Source organism: Candidatus Desulfofervidus auxilii (assembly GCF_001577525.1).
In the GTDB taxonomy this organism is placed as follows: Bacteria; Desulfobacterota; Desulfofervidia; order Desulfofervidales; family Desulfofervidaceae; genus Desulfofervidus; species Desulfofervidus auxilii.
The window spans coordinates 701,611-719,025 of the sequence record NZ_CP013015.1 but is presented as its reverse complement, the minus strand read 5'-3'; the positions used below and the strand labels follow the sequence as shown (position 1 = coordinate 719,025).

The 17,415-nt window shown below is 35.0% G+C and carries 14 protein-coding genes; 5 read left to right on the top strand and 9 right to left on the bottom strand.

Annotation, left to right across the window (positions count from 1 at the left end):
* Positions 1-334: 334 nt before the first annotated feature.
* The 3 genes from HS1_RS03630 to HS1_RS03615 all read right to left on the bottom strand — a co-directional run bounded on the left by HS1_RS03630 (position 335) and on the right by HS1_RS03615 (position 3,477).
* Positions 335-1,324 (bottom strand): sigma-54 interaction domain-containing protein, encoded by a 990-nt coding sequence (locus HS1_RS03630; protein ID WP_066061040.1) that lies wholly within the window; start codon positions 1,322-1,324, stop codon positions 335-337.
* Positions 1,325-1,541: 217 nt separating this feature from the next.
* Complete coding sequence (locus tag HS1_RS03625) at positions 1,542-2,015, bottom strand: hypothetical protein (protein ID WP_156469368.1); 474 nt, start codon at positions 2,013-2,015, stop codon at positions 1,542-1,544.
* 1,102 nt (positions 2,016-3,117) lie between these two features.
* Positions 3,118-3,477: a hypothetical protein gene (locus tag HS1_RS03615; protein ID WP_066061032.1), complete on the bottom strand. Its 360-nt coding sequence runs from the start codon at positions 3,475-3,477 to the stop codon at positions 3,118-3,120.
* A 154-nt stretch (positions 3,478-3,631) separates the two neighbouring features.
* Here HS1_RS03615 and HS1_RS03610 point away from each other — a divergent pair, with 154 nt between their 5' ends.
* From HS1_RS03610 to fliS, 3 genes are read left to right on the top strand one after another with little or no spacing between them, the layout of a single operon-like run.
* Positions 3,632-4,474, top strand: a complete 843-nt coding sequence (locus tag HS1_RS03610) for a flagellin N-terminal helical domain-containing protein (RefSeq protein ID WP_066061029.1) — start codon at positions 3,632-3,634, stop codon at positions 4,472-4,474.
* Between the two features lie 44 nt (positions 4,475-4,518).
* Positions 4,519-6,195: a flagellar filament capping protein FliD gene (gene fliD, locus HS1_RS03605; protein ID WP_066061026.1), complete on the top strand. Its 1,677-nt coding sequence runs from the start codon at positions 4,519-4,521 to the stop codon at positions 6,193-6,195.
* A gap of 11 nt (positions 6,196-6,206) precedes the next feature.
* Positions 6,207-6,581: a flagellar export chaperone FliS gene (gene fliS / locus HS1_RS03600; RefSeq protein ID WP_066061023.1), complete on the top strand. Its 375-nt coding sequence runs from the start codon at positions 6,207-6,209 to the stop codon at positions 6,579-6,581.
* On the opposite strand, the gene fliT is transcribed toward fliS, so the two are convergent.
* Genes fliT through HS1_RS03570 form a run of 6 tightly spaced genes read right to left on the bottom strand, consistent with a single transcriptional unit; the run spans position 6,564 to position 13,450 of the window.
* Positions 6,564-6,902, bottom strand: coding sequence for a flagellar protein FliT (gene fliT, locus HS1_RS03595; protein WP_066061020.1), 339 nt, complete (start codon positions 6,900-6,902; stop codon positions 6,564-6,566). The two genes, fliS and fliT, sit on opposite strands and share 18 nt — an antisense overlap.
* Positions 6,884-7,459 (bottom strand): DUF8043 domain-containing protein, encoded by a 576-nt coding sequence (locus HS1_RS03590; RefSeq protein ID WP_066061017.1) that lies wholly within the window; start codon positions 7,457-7,459, stop codon positions 6,884-6,886. Before HS1_RS03590 ends, fliT begins: the two co-directional genes overlap by 19 nt.
* On the bottom strand, positions 7,401-9,089 hold the full coding sequence (locus HS1_RS03585) for a glycosyltransferase family 9 protein (protein WP_066061014.1): 1,689 nt from the start codon (positions 9,087-9,089) through the stop codon (positions 7,401-7,403). The genes HS1_RS03590 and HS1_RS03585 overlap by 59 nt, the downstream gene beginning before the upstream one ends.
* A complete protein-coding gene (locus HS1_RS03580; RefSeq protein ID WP_066061011.1) occupies positions 9,086-10,891 on the bottom strand; it encodes a CgeB family protein in 1,806 nt (601 codons plus the stop codon). The genes HS1_RS03585 and HS1_RS03580 overlap by 4 nt, the downstream gene beginning before the upstream one ends.
* Positions 10,851-12,215, bottom strand: coding sequence for a glycosyltransferase family 9 protein (locus tag HS1_RS03575; protein ID WP_066061008.1), 1,365 nt, complete (start codon positions 12,213-12,215; stop codon positions 10,851-10,853). The genes HS1_RS03580 and HS1_RS03575 overlap by 41 nt, the downstream gene beginning before the upstream one ends.
* Positions 12,212-13,450, bottom strand: a complete 1,239-nt coding sequence (locus tag HS1_RS03570) for a CgeB family protein (RefSeq protein WP_066061005.1) — start codon at positions 13,448-13,450, stop codon at positions 12,212-12,214. Before HS1_RS03570 ends, HS1_RS03575 begins: the two co-directional genes overlap by 4 nt.
* A gap of 21 nt (positions 13,451-13,471) precedes the next feature.
* On the opposite strand from HS1_RS03570, the gene HS1_RS03565 reads away from it, so the two are divergent.
* The gene (locus HS1_RS03565) at positions 13,472-16,198 is read left to right on the top strand and encodes a glycosyltransferase family protein (RefSeq protein ID WP_066061002.1); all 2,727 of its coding nucleotides are present in this window, start codon (positions 13,472-13,474) and stop codon (positions 16,196-16,198) included.
* Positions 16,183-17,352: a glycosyltransferase family 2 protein gene (locus HS1_RS03560; RefSeq protein WP_066060999.1), complete on the top strand. Its 1,170-nt coding sequence runs from the start codon at positions 16,183-16,185 to the stop codon at positions 17,350-17,352. Before HS1_RS03565 ends, HS1_RS03560 begins: the two co-directional genes overlap by 16 nt.
* Positions 17,353-17,415 lie beyond the last annotated feature (63 nt).

Sequence of the window (17,415 nt, the reverse complement as noted above, 5' to 3'; positions counted from 1 at the left end):
TTTTTTATCTTGGGCAGTTCTTCAGCTCTGCTGAAGAGGCTGAATAAAAATAGCTGTAAGAAAATTACCTGAAATATTATAAACTTTAGCATCTCCTGATTCCTTGAGCAAAGATTATGCCAAAGCCAAAAATAGTAATTTAGATGTTAATTTTAAGCAAGAAACAGGAGGAAACGTCAAAAAATTGACAAATTAAATTAGGACCCCGGCCAGGGTCCAGAATTGTCTAAATATAAATGCCTTATTATCTAAATGTCAAATTAATGTCAAATGACCTAGATGAATAGGCAATCTTGAAAAGTGGCTGAAAGGCAGTCAGATGGAGTAACTGGTATCATCTTGACATCTGTAAGGGAATCTCTCTTCTTTTCATCTTTTCAATCAATGTTGTCCTCTTCAACTTCAATAATTTAGCTGCTTTTTCTTTAACCCAACTAGCTTGCTCCAATGCCTCAAGTAAAAGTCTCCTTTCAAATTCAGCTACCTGGGTATGAAAGGATATTCCCTTTTTTATATTTATATCCACCAATGGTTTCATCTGAGGAATTACTGAAATTCCCATTGATGAGGGAATATCATCTAATTCAATAATACCTTGTTGTTTTAAAACACTTAATCTTTCTACTAAATTTTTTAACTCCCTTACATTGCCTGGCCAATGGTATTGCATAAGCCTCTCCATGGCCTTATCACTAAACCCTCTTACAGATGTTTTGTTATGTTCTCTGAGTTCCTTTAAAAAATGATTTACCAATATAGGTATATCTGATTTACGCTCCCTTAAAGGTGGCACATTGATGGGAATTACATTTAATCTGTAAAAAAGGTCTTCCCTGAATGTTCCTTCTTTAATCTTTTCTTTTAAATCCTGATTGGTGGCTGAAATGAGACGAAAGTCCACTTTAATGGTCTTTAACCCTCCGATTCGTTCAAATTCCTGTTCTTGAATCACTCTAAGGAGTTTTGCTTGAAGTTCAAGACTCATGCTGGATATCTCGTCCAAAAAAAGAGTGCCTTGGTTTGAAAACTCAATTCTTCCCATGCGGCTCCTCATGGCACCAGTGAAAGCACCCTTTTCATATCCAAAAAATTCTGATTCCAAAAGTTGTTCAGGAATAGCTGCGCAGTTTATGGGAACAAAAGGTCTATCTTTCCTCGGACTACACTTGTGAATAGCCCTTGCTATAAGCTCTTTACCAGTGCCTGTTTCACCGGTGATAAGTATAGTGCTATCTGTCCTGGCTACTTTTTCTATAATCTCAAAGATTTCTAATATCTTTTCACTCTTTCCTATAATATTATGGAATTGATATGTTTGACTCATTTTAATTTTTTTCTGCTAGAGCAAAAATTATACCAATTATTAATAAGACTATTTTTCCACTCAATTGCTCACCTTTTTTCCTTCAAGGGAAAGGATTTGAGGAAATAAAAAAGAAATTCCTATATTAAGAAAATTCCAGATAGAGTTTATTTTGTGGTGCCTAAAAAGAACAGCTTTGTAATCCAAAGAACATTTTGGTGTTAGGATAATGTCAAGATTAATTTATTCTTTTATACAATCTTAAATTTTTTAGAATCCCCCATGCTCTTCTTTGTTCTTGGTCCAAATTGCTGTCTCTTTCTATATTTAAAAACAAGGTTTTAAGGTATTTAGAATCTGTGTTAAGATGATAATATCGGGTTTCAGGCCAGGGTGGAGGTTCAACTGAACCATAAATAATTACCTCTGTTCCATCAGCCCTCTTTCTAACCCTAGTAATTCCCAAATATCTTGCCCTTTCCCTTTCTTCTCTTTCTATCATCTTTTGAATAGTTTGGTCACTTATTCCTGCCTTTTTAAGTTTTATTATCTCATCTACAGTTAAAAGCGGTTTTTTTATTATCAAAGAAATTAGATCATCACTAATACCTACCTGTTTAAGTTTAATTACCTCAGCAGTAATAAGAGAAAAGGAATGTTTACTGATAAATATAAACACTAAAACAACCAAAAATATCTTTAATTTCCTCATAATAAACACCTTTATTAAAAGTTTAAATCTATTACCAAATAAAATCAAGTTGTTGCCTCACCTGCAGTAGGAGTTCGTCAAAGTAATTCTAACGGAGATCCAAATGTTAAGCGCACCTGTCTGCCGACAGGCAGGATGGCTCAATGCAGAATGCAAATTGAAAAATGCAAAATCGCCTTCTGTTAAATTGGAACGTTAGCACGTTTACACGTTTGCACATTTACAAAGTTGCAAGTTGGAAAGTTTGCAAGTTAACACGTTGGAACTGAGAAATGGGAATTGGGAATTTCTATTTTCTGTTTTCCGTTTTCTATTTTCTTAACTGTATTTTGTAGGTTTGACCCCAATTCCACTACATTTGGCTATTTCATTCCCTCACTATTTCACTACTCCCTGATTTAATGTTTTGGCATTTAGACATTTGGATTTTGAAATTTGGATTTTTTAGACCATATTTAAACGTTTGTTCTTTTTGTTAAATTACTTATGGCCTGACTTTGACGGAGTCGTGTACCTGCAGTTAATTTGACCATTCATAAAATTTGTGCTTAAGTTATGGAGAAAAATGTCAAAGCACAAGAAAATTGATTGTTTTAAGTGTAAATTTTTTTATGTTACCTGGGATAAACACCTTCCATATGGATGTAAGGCAATGGGATTTAAATCAAAAGAAATCCCATCAAATGTAGTGCTAAAAAGTTCCAAAATGTCTTGTCTTTTTTTTAAGAATAAAGGGAAATAAGCTTTAGCAGGACTTCTCAAAGTAATTTTAACGGAGATCCAAATGTTAAGCGCAATGGCTTAATGCAGAATGCAAATTGAAAAATGCAAAATCGCCTTCTGTCAAATTGGAACGTTAGCACGTTAGAATTGGGAATTAGGAACTGGGAATTGGGAATTTCTATTTTCTATTTTCCGTTTTCTATTTTCTTAACTGTATTTTGTAGGTTTGACCCCAATTCCACTACATTTGACTATTCCATTCCCTCACTATTTCACTACTCCCTGATTTAATGTTTTGGCATTTAGACATTTGGATTTTGAAATTTGGATTTTTTCTTTTTGTTAAACTACTTATGGCCTGACTTTAGTCCTATAGGCTTTAGTGATACGTCTTATTGCTATGAGAATTACTTTGCAAGGTAGTTAATTTTTTTTTGATTTGTTCTTTTTTGTTTAAAGCCATTTCTTTACAGGATTGATTTAGTTTATAATTTTTATAGATTAATTCTTCTATCTTTTTGATACGAGATTTGATATTTTCATCTGATTTTAAAGATTTTTTGTAATAGTTGAGTTTTTTATTGATATTTTCAATCTTCTCAATATATTTTTCCATTTTTTCAATAATATCTATTACTTCTATAGCATTATCCAAAAATTTACTTTTAAGCTCCATATTCAATGCATAAAGTTCCTTATAAAACGCTATTTTTTTATCTAATAATTGAATTATATCCATAACTCATTTTATTTATCGTAGGTTTTTAAAAAAACTTTAAGTTTTTTTAATCGAATGCCGATAAACTGAAAAAAATAAAAGGGGGTGATGGGATTATGATATTAAAGTTTTAAATTCAAGTGCCGATAAAAAATAAAAAAAGGAGGTGGAAATTATGTCACTAGTAATTAACCACAACATGATGGCCATGAATGCTGCCAGGAATTTGGGAGCAACTTATGGCCGATTAGCCAAGTCTACCCAAAGGCTTTCATCTGGTTTAAGGATTAACTCTGCTGCTGATGATGCTGCGGGATTGGCTGTAAGGGAACAAATGCGTGCTGATATTGCAGTATTAAGACAAGGCATCCGGAATGCCAATGATGGAATTTCTATGATTCAAACGGCTGATGGTGCACTTTCGGTGATTGACGAAAAATTAATAAGGATGAAGGAACTGGCAGAGCAGGCAGCAACTGGTTTGTACACCACTGCTCAGAAGGAAATTATGAACAGTGAATTCCAGCAGATGGCAAGTGAGATTGACAGAATTGCCAATGCCACAGACTTTAATGGAATTAAATTGCTTGATGGAAGCCAAAGTTCTGGCGGTGTAACCATTCACTTTGGGACAGGTGCTTCTGCTACTGAAGACTACTACTCAGTCACAATAGGTAAAGCAACATCTTCTGCCCTCGGCGTAGATACTTCTAATATAAGCATCAGCGCTACGGCTAATGCGCGGACTGCCCTGATGGCCATTGATTCAGCCATCAGCAGCAAGGATAAAATCAGGGCAAATCTTGGTGCAATGCAAAATAGATTAGAAGCTACTGTCTCAAACCTTACCATTCAGGCGGAAAACTTGCAGGCAGCAGAATCACAAATATCTGATGTGGATGTGGCCACTGAAATGACAGAATTTGTCAGGAATCAGGTCATGGCACAGGCAGGTGTGGCTATGTTGGCCCAGGCTAATGCCCTGCCCCAGATGGCACTGACACTTCTTAGTATTTAAAAAATTGGGGGGAGTAATTCCCCCCAATAAATTTTTATTAAAAAATGGCTACTATTACCTTTTCTGGAATAGCAAGTGGGATTGATTTTGATGCCATGGTTAATGCGCTTATAGAGACAGAGCGCCAAAACCGGATAACTCCCATTGAAAACCAAATATCTAATTGGGAACAAAAGTTATCCGCAATTCAGGAGATTAACAGTAAACTTCTCTCTTTTTACAGCATTTGCCAATCAATGGATACTGAGGCAGAGTTTTTGATAAAAAATGCCACTTCTTCAGATGAAACCATCCTAACTGCCTATGCCACTAGTGAAGCACAAGTAGGAAATCATAGCATAGTGGTAAATCAATTGGCAAAGGTAGAAAAAGAAGTCCACACCAATGGAGAGGCAAGTCAAGACACAGTAGTGAATAATAGTGGAGGAGACTTGACCTTTAAATATCAATATGCAGGAGGTTCAATCATAACTGTTACTGTGCCTGACCAAACTACATTAAGTGGATTAAAAGACCTTATAAACAATGACCCAAATAATCCAGGAGTTACTGCCTCTATTCTTTATGATGGGACAAATTATCATTTAGTATTAACAGGAAATGACATGGGGGCAAACAATACTATTGTAATTGACCCTGACAGCACAGCCACTCTTACAAACTACCAAAATGGTAGTTTTACAGAGAGTCAAACTGCATCTAATGCCCAGATTCGGGTAGATGGCTATCCGCCAGATCCTGACTGGATTGAGAGAACCACTAATGAGATAAATGATGTAATTGAAGGGGTCACACTTTCCCTAAAAAATACGGGAACAGCCTCAATTACCATTTCTATAGATAAAGATAGTATTACAGAAAAAGTAAATGAATGGCTGGATGCCTTTAATGAAGTTAGAAGTGTTATTAAACAATATACATATTATGACCCTGATAGTGGTGAAGCTGGCGTATTAAATGGAAATTATGCTACTCAGATTGTTAAAAGCAGGCTTGATAGGATTGTGGTTGAAAATCAACCAGGATTTTTGGATGGAGAAGAAACTTATATAAATCTCTCACAATTAGGTTTTTATACTGATACCCAAGAAGGCTCAGAAACTCAAGGACTTTTGCTTTTAGATGAATCTGTATTTAATGATGCCTTAAATGACCATCCTGAAGCATTAGCTGAAGTTTTTTCTGCAAATTTTGAGGCAGTAACAAATGACAATCAAATAACTTATTATAGCCATACTACAAATACCAAACCTGGTATTTATGAAGTAGAAATAGATATAGACAATGCTCGGGGACGTTTTAAACCGCAAGGAGAAGACTGGCATCCTTGGGTAGCATTAGAAGGTAGCCCTGGAGATTATTACCTAACCGGGGAGTCAGGCTATAAAGAAGAAGGTTTGGCACTTCATATTACTTATTCCTCAGGTAGTCATACTGCACAGATTAGATTAAAAAATGGGGTGGCAACTGAGCTTTCTAGAGAACTGAAAGATTTGACTTCTGCCTCTTCTGGTCCATTTAATATTATAGATGAACACTATAATGAAATTATTGAAAGTTTTGAACAAAAAATAGAAAGACAAGAAAAATATTTAGAACAATACGAAAACAGGCTTAGAGAGTCTTTTAGCAGACTTGAGGCATTCCTTTCTCGTATGGACACACTTAGTTCATATCTTACCCAGCTTGCCTCGCAAGCTACTAATAATCAACAATATTAAGGAGGTGGGTTATGCTTAAAGTTTATAGAAATGTTCAAATAGAAACTGCAGATAGATTACAGATTGTGATTCTGCTTTATGAAGGGGCAATAGAATTTATAAAAAAGGCACAAGATTGTATAAAAAATAAGGACATTCCTGCAAAGAACCTATATGTATCTAAAGCTCAGGATATCATATTGACCCTAAATGATACCCTTAATATGAAAGCAGGGGGAGAAATCGCCCAAAATTTAAGGAGACTTTATCTTTTTATGAATAGGTATCTGCTTGAATGTAGCTTTCAAAACAATGAAAAAAAATTGGAGAGATTGATAAAAATGCTTAAAAGGCTTAAAGAGGCATGGGTAGCTATAAGAAAGCCAAAATTAAGCCCTTCTGCTTAAAAATCGGGGCAGTTTTATTTTAAGACAGGAGGGCTTGTATCCTTTAATTGCCCTCCTGATGCCTTTTACATAATTGAGGTTATCAATAATTTCTTTTCTTTTGTTTCTTAAGATATCTTTAATCATCTTTTCCTTTATTTTCAAAACCTCTAATATTTTTTTATCTTTTTCCCTCAAAAAAAAGGGGTTTTTTGACAAACAACTATAAATCTTTTCTTTTTCAGTTAAAAACAACTCAAACCTTACCCAATCCTCTTCCTCTGCGGCTTGTAATTGTTTAGAGCTTAGTTCTAAAAGTGTTTCTATATCGCTTCTTTCCATTTATCTAAAAGAGGAATAAATTCATATTCTATTAAATCAGCCAAAAGCATGGAATCCGCTACTTCCTGAGAAAGTATAATTTCTTCAGTAAGTGGAGCAAATGTTTTTAAAAATTTTTTATAATTTTTTTCCATTTTTATTTTTTCCCCACCTTTTAAGTATGGCAATACATTATTTAGGTGCTCTAAAAATGCCTTAAGCATATCAAGACTTTGGGCTAAAAGCTTATAGCCTTGATGTTCCTTTTCAAAGTCCCTAAGAAGTATGGCTGACTCAAAAAATCCCTTTTTTAACATTTCTATATATGATGAAATATCCTTTAAAAATTCAGCAGCCAAAACCCCTCTCTTTTCAGTAATGATTTCTATAGAACTTATCTCCTTAAGCATTACAGAACGTGCCTGATGTTCATATGCCTCTGAAAATCTCTCTCCATTTACTCTTACTTCCACAATCTCTTCATCTTTTTGGGTCTCCATCATATAGAGAAGCAATTCTTCAAGATTTTCCAAGGCAGGAGAAACAGACATTTCCCTTCCATTCACTGTAGCAATCATGATATACCTCCTTTAAACAATTTTTTATCAACTCCATAAATCCCCTAGTTTGTTCCATAAGCCTGAGATAGCATTGTTTGTTTTTTTCAGCCATCTCTTTTATATCACCTTCTTCTACAGAAAGTCTTTCCAGAAAGAAAAACTCAGTAAGTCCCTTCCAAGCAGGGTTCCGATGGCCCCAGGCCCTAATATAATCATCTGTCTCCTTTAACAGATTTAACCAGTTTGAGACAAACAAAAAATTTCCCATTTCTAGATGTTCTATTATCTTTTTACTATAATATTCGCCATTTTTGGCAAAAAAATTTAGTTCATCTAATATGTCAATTTGTCTTTTGATTTCTAAATATTTTTTTCTTATTACCTCCTTCCCAAAATATTGCTCAATTTTATCCAGCATATCTTCTATATCTATACTCTTTCCTTCAAGATAAGCAGGGAAAAATGCCCTCCAAAGCAACATAACAAATCTCTCTATAGTCCAATCAAGTGGTTTTATGGGAAAGAGCTCAAGCATACCATCATTTGAAAATCGAGAATAAAAAACCCTAATACCTTTAAAATCAGTAGAAAGTGGTTCACCTATAAGAATATGCTTTGCCAATTTTGCTACTACATCAGGTGTTATCACCCGGTGACAATAGTAATGTTTGCATTCTACCTCATAATCACAAGGATGGCATGGTATTTCAGGCTCAATGACCAAGTGACCTTCTCCATAAGGCCCCGTTTCATAGGGATTGGCAGTGGCTAAAAAGGTTGATATTACCTTTGTGCCTACTCCACAAGCAACATGCATAGGACCAGTATCATTACAAACTAAGAGGTTAACTTGTGATAAGATTGCAGCTAGGACTTTCAAATCCGTCTTTCCCACAAGATTGAGGCAGTCTAAGGAAAAATATTTTAGAAACCTCTCTGCCAGCACCTTTTCCTGAGGTGTTCCCAGTAATATGAATTGGATGTCCAATTCCTTTTTAAGTATCCTAGCAACCTCGGCAAAATTCTCAGGAGGCCAAGACCTATTTTCTCTGGAAGCACCCAGATGCAAGGCCACTCGATAATGTGCCTTCTCATCTAACAGCTTTTGAATCTCCTTCTTGTGAGATTCATCTACTTTTAGCTTTAGTGATTTGAAAGAATCATTTAATCTTCCTTCCTTCATAAATAAATCTACCAGATTGATGTTATTACAATTCCTGACCTCACTTACTATGTAAAAATACCGTGCCCAGGGATTATTAATCACCCGGAGCCCTTTTTGATTGATATAACCTCCATAAATCTCCTTTCCATGACAAAGAGTGGCAGTTAAGCCGCCGATATTAGAGGGAGTTATATTTACTATTAAATCAAACCGTTCATCTCTTAGTTTATGAAATAAATTTATAAGGTATGCGAAAACAAAGGGTAAGACCCTTTTTCCAAGATTTACCAGTCCGGACATTCTGACTAGATTTATAATATGAACTCTATCAACATGAGGAATGAGAGCAGTGGCAGACGCAAAGCTGCTGTATACTAGTAGATGTATTTTGGCCCCAGGGTATCTTTTTTTAAGTCCTCTTAAAAGAGGCTCTGATTGAATAATATCTCCAAATCTCATAAGGTTTATGACCAGTATCTTCATAGTGCTTTTGAAAATTCCTTTTTAAACTCCTTCATTAAGAGAAAAATGATTTCATATTCCTTTAACTCATATTTTCCTATATCTATTTGAGAGACAATTTCATCTAAAGATAAATCAGCATCTAAAGGAAAACTTGATATAAAATGCATTAAATCTTTATCTTTTGAGGCTACAGCTATTAATTTTTCTCTAGAAATTTTTTCATCCTCTGTCTCTTTTATCCATCTTAAAGGAGGTTTTTTCCAAATGGTTTCAATGAGCCCTTCCATGCGATGCACATATGTATGTTCTTTTTGAACTCTTTTATAGGCATTTTCTGAAATCCTTTTTATTTCCTGCGGATTTTTTAAATAATAGTCTACCAACGATACTAACTGTTCATCCTCAGAAAAACAGATAATCTCATCACCAATAGCAAAGTGTTCTGAAAGATACCTCCTTGAATCTACCAATTGAAATGCCTGACAAGAGGCCAGTTCAAAAGTCCTGGGATTTAAAAAATCACCATCTTTTTCTATCCCCTTTGCCGTAAAAGAAGAATGAAGATTTAAGTTAATCTTAGAAGCATTATAAACCTTTACACATTCTTCTGGAGGAAGCCTGCGCCCTCCTTCTTGAAGGTGTTTAATCAATGGCCCACTATTTTCCCATTCAGTTCCCCATATCTTAAAATCCATTCCTAAAAATCTACTAAAGAGTTTTCTCCGGTTATAATAGCCTGCCCCCAAAAATGATATTTGAGAACCATACCTCTTTTTTTCTTCTATAGAAAGCTCAAGTGGTCTGTGAATATCAGGGTCTGCTGCCACTGGCAAATAGTGGTAGTTTTTAACACCAATATTCTCCAATTCTTCAAAAAATTTGTCTCTTTGGATTGTAAAATAGAAATCATAATATGGGGCTGTATTCTTCCAATATGTGAGTATTTTATAATTTTCTACAAACCAAAAACAGGTTACAATGCCATTTTTTTTCATTTCTTCTATAGTCTGATTTAAAAGAGGGGCTTGAGCCACAGCCATAAGCAAATGTGGGGAAAAGTCAGCTGCCTTAGCCAAACAATATTGAGAGAGTAAATAATTCAAGTATTTCAAAAGCTCCAACTTATTTTCCTCTTTTAACACATTTTCTTGGATTTTCTCATATAGAGGCTTAAAAATAGAGCAGTCCACATATTCAGTCTGATAATTCATTTTTTTAAAGGCATTTGCTACATAAGATGCAATAGGGAAACTGCCACCATAGATAGGCCCTACAACTAATATCTTGAGCCTTAGCGGAGGAAGAACACCTTTTTTTATCTTTTTGTTTTTTCTTATAACGGACATAAATTTTGAGTGAAATCTCAGTGAAGGAGGATGGAAATAATGAAAATCTAAATCTAAAGGAATTAGACTTCCTATCTTAATCTCTATTTTATCAGTAATATCACTTAAATCGCGATATTCTAATATGGCCCTTAAAAACCTAGGGTCAGGTTCATAGACTACTATTTTGTTTTCAGGAAAAAAAGAGGCTATTTGTTCTATATGATAAAACAATCCCAGGCCAAATACAAAAATGTCTTGATTAGGAGAAATGTTGATTTTTTTTGCCCACTCTTTTATGTTTTCCTTTTCGGTTTTAGATGGTGATTTAAGACTGTGAAAGGAAATTTCTCCTACTTTAAGTGTAGGTTCACCTGATTTGGTATTAAATATGTGAAAATTAGAAGGTAAATGGGTAGAAACAACTAATTCAAAAAGTCTTTTTTCTCTTTTTTTAAAAAGAGAAAGATTTTTGTGAAAAAGCCCTCGGCTCATTTGATAATTTCTCCCAAAGATGATTAAAGATTTTATTTAAAAGCATTTTTCTCTCTTCCCTCTCAAACTGATTTAGAAAGTGAAAAAGAGGGATAAACATAGAATTAGAGGGTAAAAGAAAGTCATGGGTAACTAAGTAGAATTGATTTTCTATCTCTTTTAATAACCATTTTGATATTTTTATTTTTTTAGAATTTAGAATACCAAATAGTGCATTTATTACATCTCTATAAAGCATTCTAATAGCCTGTTCATTATCAGCCTTTTGACTCAAATAATGGGTGGTCTTGCCATCATAGTGAGATACATAAAGATTTAAAAAATCAGGCATCTTTATGGTCATTTGTTTTTTATCTATAATTTCATAAACCTTGCTTGCCACTAATTCAGGTGTTATTGACTTTCTGCAAGAATAATGCCTACAAGGACTTTTGTCTAAACAAGGGCTGCAAGGCATCTCTGCTTGAAACACAAAATGACCATTACCATAAGGGCCGGTCTCATGCACCCAGGCAGGACCAAAAAACAGCCCTAAAGTCCTAACTCCTAAGACAGCAGCAAGATGTAATGGACCGGTGTCAGAGCCAATAACCAGGCTGGCACTTTTTAACACCTTACAGAGCTCAAGTAGGTCTAATTTCCCAACTAAATCCATAAAATCAGCTTTAGAGCGATGGCTAAATACTTTAGAAAGCAATTTTTCTCCTTTACTTCCAACTAGGACTATCTTAAAATCTTTTTTTAAAATTTCTGAAAGTTGAATAAAATTAGTTATAGGCCACCTTCTTTTTTCCGCCCCTGCCCCTAATAAAAACACTATAAAAGGAGATTGTTTATTACAAGGAGAAGAATCAATATCAATCATAGGATAAATCAATTTCTGCTTTTTGGAAACTAAATAGCGAAATATATCTACTAAGTTAAAAGGACTAAATTTCCTATTTAAACAAAGGCAACGGATGAAATCCAACCACAAATTCCTTTTTACCATACCTGATTCAAAAAAGTTTCCCACTACTTCCCCATTACACAATCCTTTTGCTATCAAGGCAGTTATTAGAGAGTGGTTGAGATTAAACACTATGGAGTATTTTTTCTTAAATAACTCATAGAATTGTGTATAGTCAAAATTTCTCTGAACATCGTCCCAAGGAAGGGAAATTACTTCATCTATTCCTTTAATTTTCCTTGCTAGAAAAGCTAGTTTACTTTGGCAAAGTATGGTTATATGGGTATTTTTGTCTTTTAGGTCCATTATTAAAGGGATGCTTTGTACCAAATCTCCCAATCTGGCAAGTTGAATTACTAATATTTCTTGTTTCATCCAAATACCCTTTTCATCTCTTTTACCATATTTTTAAGTCTCAACTCATAGGTGTGTTCTTTAATCACCCTTTCCCTGGCCTTTATGGCTTTTTTCTGTCTTTTTTCGGGATGCTTCAAATAGAATTTACATAATTCAAAAAGCTCATCTTTGTTTCTAAAACACACTATTTCCTCTTTTAAACAAAAAAGCTCTTCTAATTGTTTTTGATAATCAGTAATAATAAATGAACCACAGGCAGATACATCAAATACCCTCTGGTTTATGGCCTCTGGCATTTGGATACTAGTGATATTGATATTTATTTCACTTACATTAAAAAAATAAGGAAGTTCAGTATAATAATTAAGTGGTCTATAATATGAAAAAATTTTAAAATTCTTCCAACCAGGGTCTCCATAGACCCTAAGCCCCAGTTTAGAAATGGCCTTCAGAGATTCTATCCTGTAAATCTGAGATGCCTTCCATGTAGTCAGTGCCCAAAAGTGGATTTTTTGATCTTCATTGAGTGAAAAACTATTTTCAAAATTGATTGATTCTCTTTCCCCCATTTTTGCCTTCTTTATCCCTATCTTTTTACCCAAATTTTCAGCTTGCTTTATGGCTTTATGCTCTGAGGCCAGAAAGGCCCTTTCCTTTTTTATTCCATATATCATGGAATTTCCTACAAATGATAACTGGCAATTTTCTGAAGCTAAGGGATTTAAGGAAGATTTTTCCGGGTAAAATCGGCTTATATCTGTAGCCAAAGGAAGTATGGCTATATTTTCAAAGCCATTTTTTTGCAAAATTTTCCTATAGCTTCTATCCCAAAGAAAGATAAAGAGATAACAAGAAATCTGTTTTTGGTAATTTTTCAAAATAAAAAAAGGATTGTCTACAAACCAAGAGGCAAAAGGGATTTTAAACTCTGTCAAAAGCTCAGTTAATTTTCCTTCCTCATCAAATCCAAAATGATTTATAGTGAGCAAAAAATCAGGTTTAAAATTTATCAAGGCCCAAATAAGCCTTTTTATAAACTCATTGCTTCCTTTTTCTAAATCAGAAAGCCTTAACCTATAAATTGGCCAATTAAGCTTATAGCAGGTAGAAATTACCTCCTTGACCAAAAAGTATGGGGTATCAATAATTAAAATACGTGGTTTTTCTGAAGAAAATTTTTTATAATCCAATACTCTTTTAAGACTCTGGGACACAATCTCTTTTTCTGCAAGATTTGTTCCTATTTTTGGCATCTATCTTGCACTTTTTAAGGTATGCCATTAAATATACTTACTTTTAATTGGCATGAACCTTATATTTGCCTTTTAGCCAAAACAGGCCATCTTTTTGAAGTGGTCTTACGGCTGAAAGGAGGACGAAAGGAGTGGTTAGTTGAACAACGGCCTGTCCCGGAAAACATAATATTAATCTCTGAAGAACATGCTTTAAGGAAGTGCTATTGTCATTTCTACGACATAATCATTTGTCAAAATATTGACGACCTATTATTGGTAAAAGACATTGAAATTCCCAAAATACTCATCTTTCACAACAAGCTTTCTACTGAAATTGCCTTAGGAGGAAACACTATATCTAAAGAAAATTACCTAAAACAGCTAAAACTACTTATTGAGCAAAGTGAACCCATTAAACTTTTGTTTATCTCTCAAACAAAGAAAATGGATTGGGGACTTGAAGGTCATGTGATAACCCCTGGTATTGACCCCAACGAATTTGAAAACTACCAGGGACACTGGCCAAAGGTGTTAAGGGTAGGAAATTTCTTAAAAGAAAGAGATATAATGATGGGCTTTAGTCTTCAAGAAGAGATATTAAAAGGGATTCCTTCTACCATCTTAGGGCTAAATCCCACTCTCCCTAATGCTCGTTTTAGCAGAAGTTTTGAGGACTTAAAAAAGAATTATAGTAGACATAGACTTTATTTAAATACTACAGTAGAAGATTATGAGGATGGATATAACCTGGCTACCCTTGAGGCCATGGCTACTGGAATGCCTATAGTCTCTATAGCAAATAGGACATCTCCCATTATTGATGGGGTAAATGGATATATCTCAGATAATATTGAGTATCTGAGAGAAAGAATCAGAATGCTTCTGATGGATAAAGGGCTTGCTAAGCAAATAGGTAAAGAAGCAAGAAATACTGTAGTGGAAAAATTTGGGATAAAGGAATTCCTTGAAAAATGGAATGAGGTCATTGAAGACTCAGTAAATAATGGAAAAAGGTTAAAGGCTGAAAATGACAAAGGGTTAAAGGTTTTACTCAGTTACACTTCTAATCCCCAGACAACGGCTGCCTATATAGAAAAGGCAATGAGAAAAATTTGTGATGTCATTACTTACGGCCCTTCTATAAGTAAAGAGACATTAATTAGATGGAATCTGCTTGCCATTGAAGATAAAGTAAAGGGGCATCAAATACCCTTTATAGATGGAGATTTAAAAAAGGTATTTAAGCAGTTACCTTTGGGATGGAAACCAGATGTCTTTTTATATATTGATACGGGTATTTCTTATCCTCTGATAAACTTGGATGCCATTAAATGTATTAAGTCTTGTTATTTGATAGATACCCATCTTAAACTCGAAAAACATATTGAAATTGCAAAGAATTTTGATGTGGTGTTTATTGCTCAAAAGGCAGATGTTAAAAGATTTAAAGAAAGAGGTATAAAGAATGTGTTTTGGATACCCCTTGCTTGTGACCCTGAGATACATGGAAAGAAGACCAACAATAAACTTTATGACATAGGCTTTGTGGGAAGCCTGACAGACCCAAAGAGGGTGGAGCTTCTTGATAAACTTAAACGGAGATTCAATCTCTATTATGAAAGATGTTTTCTTGAAAGGATGGCAGAAGTCTTTTCCCAATCAAAAATAGTATTTAATAAATCCATAAAGAATGACTTAAACATGAGAGTGTTTGAGGCCATGGCATCCGGCAGTATGCTCCTTACCGATGAGGCGAAAGGAAGCGGACTGACAGAGATGTTTCAAGATAGAAAGCACCTGGTGATATATAGGGATGAAAAAGAACTCTTTGAACTTGCTGATTACTACCTCAGAAATGATGATGAGAGGGAAAAAATAGCAAAACAGGGCATGACAAAGGTATTGGACAGGCATACCTATGCACACAGGGTACAGGAAATGATAAATATTATAAAGGATAGGAATAACGCCAAGGAGGAAATAAGGATATTAGGTAATTCGAAAGACAAAATAACAAGTGATGCCATAAGAGAGCCTCTTGACATAGACTACTACCGCCAGGAACGAAAAGATGTAGAGGCTCTTATTCCTAAAGAAGCGAGGAGGATTCTGGATGTGGGTTGTGGAGAAGGCATCCTGGGAAAGAGGCTTTTAGAAAAGGGAGTAAAAGAGGTGGTTGGTGTAGAAATTGAACAGGCGGTATGTGAGAAGGCCAGAGAAAACCTCTCAATCGTTATATGTGGTAACATAGAAGAAATAGACCTTCCCTTTGAGGAAAAATATTTTGATTGCATAGTCTTTGCCGATATATTAGAGCATTTAAAAGACCCCCTTTCTGTAGTAAAAAAACTCAAAAAACACCTTAAAGATTCAGGTGTGGTTGTAGCGAGTATCCCGAATGTCAGATATTATCAGGTCATAAATATGCTAGTAGATGGATATTGGACATATGGAGATTACGGTATCCTAGATAGAACTCATTTGAGATTCTTTACCAAAAAAGAAATACTGGCCCTTTTTAAGAATGCCGGTTTTGAAATAACAACAATAGCAGGTAATGTTGACCCCAAATACTATACTGTTTGCAATTCTACCCAAGCAGAAATATCCTTTGGCAGAATTTCCCTTAAAGACTTGTCATCTGAGGAAATAAAGGACTTATTTGTGTTTCAATATCTGATAAAGGCACGGCAGGAGACTGCGCAATGGTCTTCCGCTGTAGGGGGACAGAAATTCCGAGAGGCTAACTTATGGTCGAAAAGGTGACTCTTTATATTCCCACCTACAATGCAGAAAAGACACTAAGAAAATGTCTTGAAAGTGTCTTTAGCCAAACCTATCCTCTATGGGAAATACTTTTGGTTGATGATGGTTCATCAGATAATACTGTGGAAATAGCCAGACAATACAATGTAAAAATTATCCAGCATCAGGAAAACAAAGGCATTTCGGTAACCAGAAATACTGCCATTTCCCACAGTAATGGAGATTTTCTAGCAGGTGTGGATAGTGATGTAACCTTAGACCCTCATTGGCTTGAATATATTATGGAGAATTTCTCTGGAAATCATGTTGGGGGAGTGGGTGGAAGAATAATAGAATCCAACCGAAATGGCGTGATTGGGAGGTGGCTTTTAGCTCATAGAAACCCTGATGGAGGGACTAAAAAAAGAACCGTCAAGGCCTTACCTAGTGCTGCTGCGGTCTTTCGTAAAAAGTCTTTATTGGAGATTGGGGGCTATAATGATGACAAACGATATGACCATTCAGACCTAGATGCCTCTATGAGGATAAAAATTATTGGATACGAGCTTATTTATGAACCTCAAGCTCTGGCATATCACTATTTCAGTGGCAAGAATTGGGCTGTGTTTGATAGCAAATGGAAGATGAGGAAGGATGCTTATATCAACATAGGTTTATTCAACAATCAATATGGCCTCGCAAGGAAAATCCATATCAGTCTGTCTGATTCATTACAGATGATATGGGATGATTTTAAAAATGGAGGCTATGACTTATTATACCTTGACTTAATAGGAGGATTAAGAACCTCTCTACTGGATATAAAATTATTCGGTGAGATCCACAATCAAGAAAATCCGGATTTTTGGGAAACGCAATTGGCTATTTTGATAGGCATCTCTGGTATGATAAAAGAGGTATCAACTACCCTATCAGAAGCTGTTTTTAATGATACATACGACATATTGCTGGATGATAGGTCAGAATCCTCCTCCTTCCACAGATTTTTGGACAATGATGGACAAAGCGTAACAACACACATTCAGAAGATTTTACCCAAGGCAGATCTTTCCCTGGTATCCACCTTACTGGAGTACTTTAGAGCCTTCCTGGAGGGCATAGACCTCCCTATGTGGCAACAAATAGAAAATTCATACCACAATCTTCGTGTCTAGTCACAGAGTTAATAGTAACTGACCTTATGCACAGTAAAAAACCATTTTTAAAGGTTGGTAACC

Coding starts and splice junctions, on each gene's coding strand:
- HS1_RS03630 (WP_066061040.1), bottom strand. CDS start 1,324: ATGAGTCAAACATATCAATTCCATAATATTATAGGAAAGAGTGAAAAG.
- HS1_RS03625 (WP_156469368.1), bottom strand. CDS start 2,015: ATGAGGAAATTAAAGATATTTTTGGTTGTTTTAGTGTTTATATTTATC.
- HS1_RS03615 (WP_066061032.1), bottom strand. CDS start 3,477: ATGGATATAATTCAATTATTAGATAAAAAAATAGCGTTTTATAAGGAA.
- HS1_RS03610 (WP_066061029.1), top strand. CDS start 3,632: ATGTCACTAGTAATTAACCACAACATGATGGCCATGAATGCTGCCAGG.
- fliD (WP_066061026.1), top strand. CDS start 4,519: ATGGCTACTATTACCTTTTCTGGAATAGCAAGTGGGATTGATTTTGAT.
- fliS (WP_066061023.1), top strand. CDS start 6,207: ATGCTTAAAGTTTATAGAAATGTTCAAATAGAAACTGCAGATAGATTA.
- fliT (WP_066061020.1), bottom strand. CDS start 6,902: ATGGAAAGAAGCGATATAGAAACACTTTTAGAACTAAGCTCTAAACAA.
- HS1_RS03590 (WP_066061017.1), bottom strand. CDS start 7,459: ATGATTGCTACAGTGAATGGAAGGGAAATGTCTGTTTCTCCTGCCTTG.
- HS1_RS03585 (WP_066061014.1), bottom strand. CDS start 9,089: ATGAAGATACTGGTCATAAACCTTATGAGATTTGGAGATATTATTCAA.
- HS1_RS03580 (WP_066061011.1), bottom strand. CDS start 10,891: ATGAGCCGAGGGCTTTTTCACAAAAATCTTTCTCTTTTTAAAAAAAGA.
- HS1_RS03575 (WP_066061008.1), bottom strand. CDS start 12,215: ATGAAACAAGAAATATTAGTAATTCAACTTGCCAGATTGGGAGATTTG.
- HS1_RS03570 (WP_066061005.1), bottom strand. CDS start 13,450: ATGCCAAAAATAGGAACAAATCTTGCAGAAAAAGAGATTGTGTCCCAG.
- HS1_RS03565 (WP_066061002.1), top strand. CDS start 13,472: ATGCCATTAAATATACTTACTTTTAATTGGCATGAACCTTATATTTGC.
- HS1_RS03560 (WP_066060999.1), top strand. CDS start 16,183: ATGGTCGAAAAGGTGACTCTTTATATTCCCACCTACAATGCAGAAAAG.